Here is a 10,029-nt window from a genome sequence, read left to right as displayed (position 1 = left end):
AGGACGCGATCGCCGACGCCGCTGGCGAGTTCTTCCCCCTGAACGGTGCGAGCCTGCTGTTGGACGCGGGTACGACGACGGCGCGGATCGCCAACCAGTTGCCCACCGACCGCGAGTTCGTCGTCGTCACCAACTCCGTGCCCATCGCCGCCCGACTGGCCTCGATGCCCACCGTCACGCTGCAGTTGCTCGGCGGACGGGTCAGGGGCGTCACCCAGGCAGCCGTGGGCGAGCAGGCACTGCGAGTTCTCGACAAGCTGCGCGTCGACATCGCGTTCATCGGCACCAACGGCATCAGCGCCAGACACGGACTGTCCACCCCCGACAGCGAGGAGGCCGCCGTGAAGCGCGCCATGGTCGCGTGCGCGAACTACGTCGTCGTCGCCGCGGACTCCACCAAGGTCGGTCGCGAGGACTTCGTCAGCTTCGCGCCGATCTCGAGCGTCGACACCCTCATCACCGACTCCGAGATCACCGACGCCGACCGTCGGCTCCTCACCGACGAGGGCGTCGAAGTCATCTCGACGGGCGCCCCCGAATGATCGTCACCGTCACCCCCAACCCGAGCATCGACCGCACCCTTGCGTTGGGCATGCCCCTGACCCGCGGCGCGGTGCACCGCGTCACCTCGGCGACCAGCGAGCCGGGCGGCAAGGGCGTCAACGTCGCCCGCGCACTGACGTTGGCAGGCCTCGACGCCGTGGCCGTGCTCCCGGCCTCCGACGCCGACCCCATCGTGGCTGCGCTTCGTGCGTCCGGGGTGTCCTTCCGGTGCGTGTCGATCAGCGGCGCCGTACGGACCAACCTGGCGATCACCGAAGCCGACGGCACCACGACCAAGCTGAACGAGCCGGGGGCGCACCTCGACGAGGCGGCCCTGGCGGCGCTCACCCGCGCGGTCGTCGAGCACGCCGAGAGCGCAGCGTGGGTGGTCCTGTCGGGGTCCCTGCCACCCGGCGTGCCCGACGACTGGTACGCCGACATCGTCGCGCAGCTGGCGTCGGCGCCCTGCCGGATCGCCGTCGACACCTCCGAGCGCCCGCTCGACGCGCTCGCCTCAACATTCGGCCGGGCCGCCCCGGACCTCATCAAGCCGAACGCCGAAGAACTCGCCGGCCTCGTCGGGGCGTCGCCCGAAGAGCTGGAACAGGCTGCCGCCCAGGGTGATCCGACACCCGTGGTGGCCGCCGCCAACGCACTGATCGAACGTGGCGCCAAGTCGGTGCTGGTCACGCTCGGCGCGGCAGGAGCAGTGCTCGTCGACCCGACCGGCAGCTGGATGGCCTCCCCGCCGCCCATCTCGCCACGCAGCACCGTCGGCGCGGGCGACGCTTCGTTGGCCGGGTACGTGCGTGCCGCGGTCGGCGGCGCCGAGCCCCCTCATCGCCTGCAGATGGCGGTCGCCTACGGCAGTGCGGCCGCTGCGCTGCCTGGCTCCGCACTGCCGTCACCGTCCCAAATCGATCTCAATTCCGTTCGGGTGTATGCGATTACGCCCTCAGCGTCACCATCCGCCCGCCCCTAACCGCACCAGAGGAAGAAAACCATGTCGATCATCACCACCGACCTCGTCACCATCGACGTCAACGCGGGCGGCGACAAGGAGGCCGTGATCAACCTGCTCGCCGGACGCCTCGCCGACGCCGGACGCGCCACCGACCGCGACGGTCTCGCCGCCGCCGCCATGGCTCGGGAGGAGCAGTCGGCCACCGGTCTTCCCGGCGGCATCGCCATCCCGCACTGCCGCTCCCCCTACGTCGACGAGGCCACCATCGGGTTCGCCCGACTGTCCCCCGCCGTCGACTTCGGCGCCCCCGACGGGCCGGCCGACCTCGCCTTCCTGATCGCCGCACCGGACTCCGGCGGCGCCGAGCACATGAAGCTGCTGTCCAGCCTCGCCCGGGCGCTGGTGCGCAAGGAATTCGTGGAGTCGCTGCGCAACGCGGCGTCGGCCGCGGAGGTGGTCGACCTGGTCGAGGACGTGGTCAATCCCGTGCCCGCCACGGCGGAGGCCGCCAAGCCCGCCGCGGCACCGGTCGTCCAGGACGAGAAGCGGACGATCGTCGCCATCACCGCGTGCCCCACCGGCATCGCGCACACCTACATGGCCGCCGATTCGTTGGTCGCCGCGGGCAAGAAGGCCGGTGTCGATCTGCAGGTCGAGACGCAGGGCTCCTCGGGCAGCACCCCGCTGCCCGTCGAAACCATCGCGAAGGCATCAGCCGTCATCTTCGCCACCGACGTCGGAGTCAAGGACAGAGGGCGCTTCGCGGGCAAGCCCGTCATCGCCTCTGGCGTCAAGCGTGCGATCAACGAACCCGACAAGATGGTGGCCGAAGCACTTGCGGCCGCGGACAATCCGAATGCGGCCCGGGTGGAGGGCGTGGCGGGCGCACCGTCGTCTTCATCCGGCCCGTCGGCGTCCGGCGGAGTCGGGTGGGGTACCCGCACCCGGCAGATACTGCTCACCGGCGTCAGCTACATGATTCCGTTCGTGGCCGCGGGCGGTCTGCTCATCGCACTCGGATTCCTCTTCGCCGGGTACGACATCGCCAACAAGCCCGAAGGCGCGACGCAGTCGCTCGGCAACATCATCGCCACCACCAACTCGATGACCAACCTGCCGTCGGGCGGTTTCGTCCAGTACCTCGGCGCCGTGCTGTTCACGCTCGGCGGGCTCGCGTTCTCATTCCTGGTACCGGCCTTGGCGGGCTACATCTCGTTCGCCATCGCCGACCGCCCAGGCATCGCACCGGGTTTCACCGCGGGAGCAGTGGCCGTCTTCGTCGGCGGTGGCTTCATCGGCGGCATCGTCGGCGGCCTGATCGCCGGATTCACCGCCCTGTGGATCAGCCGCATCGACGTCCCTCGCTGGCTCCGGGGCCTGATGCCGGTGGTGATCATCCCGCTGGTCGCCTCGCTCGCCGTCGGCCTGCTGATGTTCCTGTTGCTCGGCCGTCCGCTTGCCGCGGTCACCTCCGGGCTGACCAGCTGGCTCGGCAGCCTCTCCGGCAGCTCGGTGATCCTCCTTGGCATCATCCTCGGCCTGATGATGTGCTTCGACCTCGGCGGTCCGGTCAACAAGGCGGCCTACGCGTTCGCCACGGCCGGCCTCAACGTGGCAGACCCGTCGACCCTGCGCATCATGGCGGCCGTCATGGCTGCGGGCATGGTCCCTCCGTTGGCGATGGCGCTGGCGTCTGCGGTCCGGCCGGGCCTGTTCACCGAGCCCGAGCGCGAGAACGGCCGCGCGGCATGGCTTCTCGGTGCCTCGTTCATCTCCGAGGGCGCGATTCCGTTCGCCGCCGCCGACCCGCTGCGCGTCATACCGTCGATGATGGCCGGCGGCGCCGTGACGGGCGCCCTGATCATGGCGTTCGACGTGACCCTCAAGGCGCCGCACGGCGGGATCTTCGTGTTCTTCGCCATCGGACACCTCGTGTGGTTCCTGGTCGCCCTGGCCGCCGGAACCGTGGTCGCCGCGGTGGCCGTCGTCGCCGCCAAGCAGTTCGCCAAGCCCAAGACCGATGCGGAGACGTCCCCCGAACTCGTCGCCGCCTGACATCCCCACAAACCACCACAGAAGGAGATCCACCATGCCCGCAAAGACCGTCATCGTCGGTTCGTCGATCGGCCTGCACGCCCGCCCAGCAGCGATCATCGCCGAAGCCGTCGTCAACGCCGGAGTGCCAGTGACCCTCTCCCTCGACGGCGGTGAGCCGGTCGACGCGGGCTCGGCGCTGATGATCATGACGCTCGGGGCCGGCAACGGCGCCCAGATCACCGTCGCCTCGGACGACGAGGCCGCCTTGGCCACCGTCGCCCAGCTCGTCCAGCAGGATCTCGACGCTTAGATAGGCCGTCGGACCCCGTGCGAACTCGGAGCTCGGAGGAGGCGCTGCATACGCCTCCGCCGGGCTCGTCGAGATACGTGTATGGACCACGCCGACGCCCCAGTAAGCTTGCCTGGTGCACGTGGTCAGGGTGCTTGACGTGAGGGGATGCGTCGCCCAGAGGGTGGTTTCTGCTTTGCTATGGATGTCGCATCACAGCCCGGGTGTCCTTCACGGACGAGGGGACGGCTCGTGACGCGTCGCATCGTCATGTTGCTGGCGGTGCTGTTCCTCACGCTGTTCAGCGCGCCGCCGGCCCTTGCCATCGAGCCCCCGGCCATCGATCCCTCGGCTCTGCCACCTGACGAGACGGGCCCGGATCAGCCCACCGAGCTACGTCGGGTCTGCTCGTCGCCGACGATCTTTCCCGGCGCCAACTTCGCCGACAAGCCGTGGGCCAACGACTACCTCCGGATCGCCGACGCCCAGAAGTTTGCAACCGGCGCAGGTGTAACTGTCGCCGTCATCGACACCGGGGTGAACGGTTCGCCGCGGGTCCCCGCCATGCCCGGCGGCGACTTCGTCGACAAGGCCGGCGACGGCATGAATGATTGCGACTCGCATGGGACGCTCGCCGCTTCGCTGATCGCCGGACGGCCCGCGCCTACTGACGGTTTCGTCGGCATGGCACCCGATGCGCGCCTCCTGTCGTTGCGGCAGACGTCGGACAACTACCAGCCGGTGGGTGCACGGACCGACCCGAACGACCCCAACACGACGCCGACCGCGGGCTCGTTGCGCAGCCTTGCCCGCGCCATCCTGCACGCGGCCAACCTCGGCGCGCAGATAATCAACATCAGCGAAGCCGCCTGCTACAAGATCACCCGGCCGATCGACGAGAAGAGCCTCGGCGCGGCGATCGAGTACGCGGTCAACGCCAAGGGCGCGGTGATCATCGTCGCGGCCGGCAACACCGGGCAGGATTGCGCCCAGAACCCGCCGCCCGATGCGTCGATACCTTCTGATCCCCGCGGCTGGAAGCAGGTTCAGACGATCGTCTCGCCCGCGTGGTACTCGCCGTTGGTGCTGACGGTCGGCGGTATCGGCGAGACCGGACAGCCGAGCACGTTCTCGATGTCCGGCCCGTGGGTCGGGGCGGCCGCGCCTGCGGAGAACATCACCGCGCTGGGCTACGACGGCAATCCCGTCAACGCACTGCAGGGTCAGGACGGACCGATCCCGATCAACGGGACGTCGTTCGCCGCAGCCTACGTGTCGGGCCTCGCCGCGATGCTCAAGCAGCGGTTCCCGGACCTGACGCCGGCCCAGATCATGTACCGGATCACCGCCACCGCACGGCATCCCGGCGGTGGGGTGGACAACTACGTCGGCGCCGGCGTCATCGATCCCGTCGCCGCGTTGACGTGGGACGTGCCACCAGGGCCGAAGACGGTGCCGTACAAGGTCGACCAGCTTCCGCCGCCCGTGTTCATCCCGCCGCCCGACCGCGGACCCATCACCATGGTCGTGGTAGGCGGCGTCAGCCTCGCGGTGCTGTTGAGCGTGATCGCCCTCGCCCGCCGCGCATTGAGGCGCCGATGAAGCGCCTGTTGTCGGTCTTCGGACTCCGGCTCACCACCGGCCACCTCCTGTGGGCGGCAGTGCTGATCCCGGCCTGCATCGTGTTCTTCATCCACATCGACCTGATGTGGTTGGCCATCACGCTGGCCGTATTGATCGCCGTCGCAACGACACTCACGGCGCGTGGCCGACGCGCCACTGGCTGGATCGCCGCGGTGTTCGCGTGGCGGCGGCGGCACAAGGCCGCACCGGCCGCACCGTCCGAACCCGCCGTCGGTGCGACCGTGATGCCAGGCGATCACGTCGCGGTCCGCTGGCAGGGTGAGCACCTCATCTCGACCATCGAGCTCGTTCCGCGCCCCTTCACCCCGACCGTCATCGTGTCGGGCGAGGCGTTCACCGACGACGTGCTGGACACCGCGCTCGTCGAGAAGCTCGTCGCCACCTACTGCCCCGACCTCGAGGCCGACGTCGTCTCGGCCGGGTATCGCGTCGGCAGAACGGCGCCGTCGAGCCTGGTCGCACTCTACGAACAGGTCGTTGGCCCATACCCGGTGCCTGCCAACCGGCGAACCTGGATCGTCTTGCGCGCCAAGCCGGAGGAGACGCGCAAGTCGGCGCTGCGCCGCGAGGCGGGCGTCGCGGGGTTGGCACGCTACCTCGTTGCGTCGACGACCCGAATCGCAGATCATCTGTCCAGCAACGGAATCGACGCGCGGTGTGGCCGCAGCTTCGACGACTTCGACCACGCGACCGAGATCAGCTTCGAGCGCGAGGCGTGGTCGTTGATCAAGGGCCGCAGCACGTTCACTGCCGCATACACCGCCCCCGGTGGCCCCGACGTGTGGTGGTCGGCGCGGGCCGACCACACGATCACGCGTGTTCGGGTCCGCCCGGGCACGGCGCCGACGACGACGGTCCTGCTGACGACGCTGGCGATTCCCTCTACGCCGCGCGGCTTTTCGTGTCTCTTCGGCGGGCAGCGTTCCGCCCTGCACGGGCAGAGCCCCGTCACGGACCGCCACTACGAGTTGCCCATCGGCTCCGCGGGTGTCCTGGTGGGCGAGACGGCCGACCGGTATCCGGTGTACATGCCGTTCGACGACGTCGACGTCAGCATCAATCTGGGCGACGCGCGCCTGTTCACGCAGTTCGTGATCCGGTCGGCGGCCGCCGGTGCCGTCGTCACGCTCGGGCCCCAGTTCCGCGAGTTCGCCGGGATCATCAACGCCCGCGTCGGACAGATCGCCAAGGTGGCATGGCCGAGTTCGACCACCTACCTGGGTCCGCATCCTGGCGTCGGCCGAGTCGTGCTGCGGCACAACTTCATCGACACTCCTCGCCATCGGCAGCTCCCGATCCGATTGATCAATCCCCGTGAGGAAAGCCGCTACCAAATGGCGCTGGAACAATAGAGCTCGGGTTGCTTGGCCGCGTTTCGGACAGGTTGTGAGGAGGACACATGGGCGACGGCGTCAAGGTCGACACGGCGGACCTGCGCGCGAAGGCGAAGCAGGTGGCGAACGTCGAGTTCAGTGATCCCGCAGCTCTCGTGTCAGGGGTTCACGCGCCAGACAACCTGCCCCACACCAACCGCACCATGGAGCATCTCGAGGCGAATGCCAAGTACCTGGCGGAGAACCAGGAGTACGCGAAGACCGAGCAACAGCGGCTGTCCGAGACCTTGCTATCGGTCGCGCAGGCGTATGACGACTTCGATGAAGCCGCCCGACGCAGCCTCGACACCGGCGGCCCGGCCCCGGCACCGGTCATACCCGAAGGCAGCGGCACGGCGGAGCCGAAGGCGCCCGGCAACCTGCCTTCGCCGTCGAGGACGAGCAGCGGCGGCTACCTCTTCATCGACAAGGCGCAAGACGCGCTCGGCAGTGGCGACCACGGTGCGTCGCTGGAGGCGGCGAAGAGTGCGTGGGACACCAACGGGGTGGATCTGCAGCGCGCGGGGGCAACGTTCATCGCGCCGATCGTGAATTGGGAGGGCGACGCCGCCGACGAGGCGTACGGCAAGTTCTTCAACTACGGCAACTGGATCACGCTGCTGGGCCAGAAGTGGCAGGCGCTCGCAATCGAGGCGCACAAGATCGTGGACGCACACCTGGCCGCAGTGGGTGTCCACAACCCGGTCTACGACGAATACAAGTCGTTGGAAGCCGGCATGACTACCGAGAATCAAATGCAGACCATGTCGGCCATGGACAAGCTCAACAAGGAATCCGAGACCATCCAGGACGCCTATACCGCCAAGTCCGCGGTCACTCGGGTGACGGTGGACCAACCACCCCCACCGGTCGGTGCGCCGACGGCCAAGGTCGACGCCAACGGCGACCCCCGAAAGCTACCGTCCGACTGGAAGGACACCCACTCACCTCAAGAGCCAGGCACGAGTGCGCCCGGTGGCGGGGGAGGTGGCGGTGGGCAGTCCCCACGCGGTACGCCGTCCATGCCCCAGACCCCGTCGCCGGCGGCGTCGCCCATGTCGGCGGAACAGGCTGGCAGCAAATCGCCGTCAGGAAGCGGTTCGGGTTCTGGTGGCGGCTCGCCATCGGGCGGCGGGTCTGGTTCCGGCGGCGGTTCGCCGAGCGGATCGCCCGGCGGTGTGCCCGGTGGCAGCCCCGAGGACATGCCGGGCCTGCCCGAGGACCCGGGCTTGCACCCCGCCGCGGCCGATGCCGGTGGCGGCGCGGGCGGCGGTTCCGGTGGTGGCGGGGGGGTGGGCGCCAGACCGCTTCAACCCAGCACCGGCGCCGTCTCGGTCGGACCGGGGCCTGCGGGCGGAGCGGCGCCCGGCGCCGTTCCGGCGGCAGCAGGCGCGGGCGGTGGAGCAATGGGCGGCGGCATGGGTGGTGGCATGGGCGGCGGACACGGTCAGGCCCAGGCCGGCAAGGAGAAGCGTCGCGCACCAGGACTCTCGCCCGATGAGGACATCTACGTTGAGGACCGCCCGTTCACGGAGGAAGTGATCGGGGATCGGAAGCGCAGAACGCTGCAGAATCCGAAGGACTCGCAGTGACCGAGGACATGCATCCCGAGGTCGCTGCCGTGTTGCGGCAGGCCCAACGGTTGCAGTCGTTGATGGACGATCAGCTGGCGAAGATGGCGGGCGAATCCTTCACTGCGACTGACGAAGCCAGAACGGTCGAGGTGACGCTGAACGGGCACCACTGGCTGACGGACGTGTTCATCGAGGATGGACTCCTGCGCCTGGGGGCCGACACAGTCTCGGCCAGGATCAACGAGGCGCTGCAGAACGCCGGAGCCAGCGCGTCGGCGTCCATCGAGGCCGATCGGGAGCGCATCGATTCCGCGGTCCTGGAGATCACGTCGGAACATGGCACTGGGTGAGCGAAGCTTGCGTTTTGGTGCGCTGGGAACCGTTCTCACTGTCCTGCTGTGAGGTAGTGCGCACGTTGGATCCCCAACGTGTTGGTGACGAGTGTTGTGGGGGTGCGGGGATGTACGAGGCAGTCGGCGGAGTGAGGGGATGAGCATTCCTCCGCAGGACGGATGGCAGCCACAGCAGCCATGGGGTCCTACGGCAGCGAATCAGGGTCAGCCCTACGGTCAGCCGTTCGACCCGTCGGTGTCCAACCCACAGCAGCAGCCTCCGCCGCCGGGGTGGCAGCAGGGGACGTGGACGCAGCATTCGGGCCCGCCGCCGAAGAAGGGCAGCGGGCGGACGTGGCTGCTGGTGGCGATCGCGGTGCTTCTCGAGAGCTCTTGATACGGCTTGATCGTGCCCAGGACCTTCTCGACGCGCGCGGCGGCCTCTTAATCGCCGTCCTTGAGTGTCCTGTCGACATCTTCCTTGGCGTGCTTCTCGGCGTCGCCGTCTTTTTCCTTGTCGTCGCCCGTAACCTCAAGCGGTCCATCGCCTTCTTTGGGGGCGAATTTCTGGATGCCCAGTTTCTGGTAGTCGGTGTTCAGCCCTTGGATCCGCCCGCCAACCGCGTTGGAGTCGGCGTTGGTCTTCTGGATGATCTTCTGAAGCTGGGCGAGGCCCTTCTGCGCGATCGCCATCTTCATCTGATCTCCGGCCTTACCGGGAGGAACACTGGCCTCCGCAGCCGCCACCCATTGCCGCACGGATTCGAGGTTCTGTCGCCCAACGGTGATCACCCGGGCCCCGTTGGTGACTTCGGTGGCCATCCGCTTGTCGAGGTCGGCGAGCTGACTGATGACCTTGCGGTGTTCGGTGTTGGCCGCGTCGTACGCGGTGGAAGCGGTCCCGCTCCACCGGTCGCCCGGCGCGGCGGCTTCCATGTGCGAGTCCAAGCCGCGCAGGGCGGTACTGCTGGTGTCGAAATGCTCACCGGTTTGCGGCGTGCCTTCTCCGAAGGTCTTCCGTGCGCTGTCCCACGTGGAGTAAAACCCCTCAATAGCGCCCACGCGTCCAGTATCCCAGCTCGCCAACTGGGTCGACGCCACAAATCTGCCTGGTCCCGACGTGGCTTATCGAAGTCGCGACCAGGCGCTACGCCGTCGCTCAGTTCACCGAGACCAGGGCGTCTACGCACGCTTTCAGCGCTAGTCCCTTCGTCTAGTGCAGCGAGTGATCTAGCCAGTGCAAGTGACACGGTCCCGGCAAAGTCATAACCGA

At 68.4% G+C, this 10,029-nt stretch carries 10 protein-coding genes; 9 read left to right on the top strand and 1 reads right to left on the bottom strand.

What is annotated here, in order from left to right:
- From QOI01_RS00320 to QOI01_RS00280, 9 genes are all read left to right on the top strand, one after another.
- On the top strand, nucleotides 1-542 hold a 542-nt coding region (locus tag QOI01_RS00320; protein WP_526377504.1), incomplete at its 5' end, for a DeoR/GlpR family DNA-binding transcription regulator.
- Nucleotides 539-1,525: a 1-phosphofructokinase gene (pfkB, locus tag QOI01_RS00315; protein WP_526377502.1), complete on the top strand. Its 987-nt coding sequence runs from the start codon at nucleotides 539-541 to the stop codon at nucleotides 1,523-1,525. The genes QOI01_RS00320 and pfkB, both read left to right, overlap by 4 nt.
- Before the next feature lie 21 nt (nucleotides 1,526-1,546).
- Nucleotides 1,547-3,562: a PTS fructose transporter subunit IIABC gene (locus tag QOI01_RS00310; protein WP_526377500.1), complete on the top strand. Its 2,016-nt coding sequence runs from the start codon at nucleotides 1,547-1,549 to the stop codon at nucleotides 3,560-3,562.
- 34 nt (nucleotides 3,563-3,596) lie between these two features.
- A complete protein-coding gene (locus tag QOI01_RS00305; protein ID WP_526377498.1) occupies nucleotides 3,597-3,854 on the top strand; it encodes an HPr family phosphocarrier protein in 258 nt (85 codons plus the stop codon).
- A 249-nt stretch (nucleotides 3,855-4,103) separates the two neighbouring features.
- On the top strand, nucleotides 4,104-5,435 hold the full coding sequence (gene mycP, locus QOI01_RS00300) for a type VII secretion-associated serine protease mycosin (RefSeq protein ID WP_526377506.1): 1,332 nt from the start codon (nucleotides 4,104-4,106) through the stop codon (nucleotides 5,433-5,435).
- Complete coding sequence (gene eccE, locus QOI01_RS00295) at nucleotides 5,432-6,829, top strand: type VII secretion protein EccE (protein WP_526377496.1); 1,398 nt, start codon at nucleotides 5,432-5,434, stop codon at nucleotides 6,827-6,829. Before mycP ends, eccE begins: the two co-directional genes overlap by 4 nt.
- A gap of 47 nt (nucleotides 6,830-6,876) precedes the next feature.
- On the top strand, nucleotides 6,877-8,442 hold the full coding sequence (locus tag QOI01_RS00290) for a PPE domain-containing protein (RefSeq protein ID WP_526377494.1): 1,566 nt from the start codon (nucleotides 6,877-6,879) through the stop codon (nucleotides 8,440-8,442).
- Entirely contained in the window at nucleotides 8,439-8,774 is a 336-nt protein-coding gene (locus QOI01_RS00285) for a YbaB/EbfC family nucleoid-associated protein (RefSeq protein ID WP_526377492.1), read from the top strand. The genes QOI01_RS00290 and QOI01_RS00285 overlap by 4 nt, the downstream gene beginning before the upstream one ends.
- A gap of 139 nt (nucleotides 8,775-8,913) precedes the next feature.
- Complete coding sequence (locus QOI01_RS00280) at nucleotides 8,914-9,153, top strand: hypothetical protein (protein WP_526377490.1); 240 nt, start codon at nucleotides 8,914-8,916, stop codon at nucleotides 9,151-9,153.
- Nucleotides 9,154-9,200: 47 nt separating this feature from the next.
- Here the strand turns inward: QOI01_RS00280 and QOI01_RS00275 are convergent, their stop codons facing one another.
- Complete coding sequence (locus QOI01_RS00275; RefSeq protein WP_526377488.1) at nucleotides 9,201-9,818, bottom strand: EspA/EspE family type VII secretion system effector; 618 nt, start codon at nucleotides 9,816-9,818, stop codon at nucleotides 9,201-9,203.
- Nucleotides 9,819-10,029: the final 211 nt, after the last annotated feature.

Source organism: Mycobacterium sp., assembly GCF_032162605.1.
In the GTDB taxonomy this organism is placed as follows: Bacteria; Actinomycetota; Actinomycetes; order Mycobacteriales; family Mycobacteriaceae; genus Mycobacterium.
This window is presented reverse-complemented; position numbering and strand designations above follow the sequence as displayed.